At 58.0% G+C, this 1,585-nt stretch carries 1 protein-coding gene; it reads right to left on the bottom strand.

Annotation, left to right across the window (positions count from 1 at the left end; all coding sequences use genetic code 11):
• Positions 1-398: 398 nt before the first annotated feature.
• Positions 399-1,430: an IS110 family RNA-guided transposase gene (locus ACSSV8_RS20150; RefSeq protein WP_111772713.1), complete on the bottom strand. Its 1,032-nt coding sequence runs from the start codon at positions 1,428-1,430 to the stop codon at positions 399-401.
• Positions 1,431-1,585: the final 155 nt, after the last annotated feature.

Below are 1,585 nucleotides of genomic sequence, written 5' to 3'. Positions count from 1 at the left end.
TTCCAAAGGACAAAAAGCCCGCTTCCGTAATGGGGCGGGCCTCTGTCAAGGGTTTCGGGCAAGTCAAAAATCCCGGCGAAGATCTCATTCTTCACCGAGTTTTAAGGCACAAATTCAGAAGCTTGCTTTTTCTTTTTCACTGCATCCGCACGTCAGGACTGAGGGACACCCCCTACCCGGGCTTCGCTCTTCCGTCCGTAGTCAGCCGCATGGCTGCCACTCTATGCCTGGTCCAAATCTGGTCCCTGGGTACCTATCTTTTACGCGTATTCAGCGTTAGCCGATAACTTGCGGGCTTCCGGCATCTCCAGGAACCTCGTCCCGGCAAGGGACCTCGTCGTACCTGTCGTCAGGTGCAGTGCGTTCCTCCGTCCGATCAAGTTCTGGAATTGTTTTACTCAGACCGTTGCCGTGGAGCTCTGCGCATGGCGGAATGGTGTGCCGTCTCGCCACATGCGGTGCAAAACAATGCCAATGCGCCGCGCAAGTGCAATCAAGGCCCGTTTCGATCCACGCCGATGGGCCACTCTGAGCGCCCATGCCTGGAGCCAGTTTGGTGACCCACGGTGCATCAAGATCATCGCCGCTTGATACAAGGCCGTTCGAAGGGCCCGGTCGCCGGCTCGAGTAATTTGCCCGACAATGTCCATCTCCCCGGATTGAGTGCGCCTCGGCGTCAGCCCCACCCACGGACCAACATCCTTCGATCGCACAAAGCGGGTCGGATCGTCGATCGCGGATTTGACCGTCAGGGCGACGATCCGACCGACGCCCGGCATCGTCATCATCAGACGGCAAACGTCGTCTTGTTTTGCCAGATCCGCGATTGTCGCATCCAATTCAGCCAACTCGGCGCGCAACTGCGCACGCGCGCGCAAAAGGGCCTCTGTCGACGCCGACAGGATTTCATTTTGCTCAACCAGTTCCCTCACCCGGGCCTCGTACCTGATCCGGGTGACATGCCCGAGCTTCAGACCGAAGTTCCGCAAAACACCCCGCATGGAAAGCTCGAGGTTGATGATCACCTGCTGAACTGACTTGCGCGCTGTCAGCAACGCACGGATTTCCTGAGAGGACACGGATTTGCGGTGCACGGGCCTGTACCATCCCATTTGAAGCAACCGCGCAATCCCCTGGGCATCGCGCCTGTCGGTTTTGATCGGCATGGCTTTCAAAGCGGCCTTCACCAACCGCGTTTCCATCAAAACCACGTCAAATCCGGCCTCTTCCATGCCCTTGCTCAGCCATTGGGACAGTGGTCCGGCTTCGAGCCCGATCGCCTCGACCGCGTACGGCAATGACGCCATCGCACGCACCAGCGCCTCAGGTTCGCTGGCGGCCTCCAACTCCTCAACAACCTTCCCCTGCGGCCCCAGCACACAAATCGCCGTGCTTGCCAGAGATACATCCAGTCCGATAAAAACATTCATGTCGTTGCCCTTCTATTCTTAGGAATTGAGGCGCATGGAAACATACGACCTCGTAGACGCGCTGCAGGCGCATCAAGGGCAACGGCACTCCACATCATGCTGACAAACAAGCGAAACGTGCTCGATTCGCCGACAGCCCCATTACGGCATCTTTC

The organism is Roseovarius sp. MBR-79 (assembly GCF_053628555.1).
Note: the sequence above shows the minus strand (reverse complement) of the source record. Positions and strands in the feature narration are given on the sequence as shown.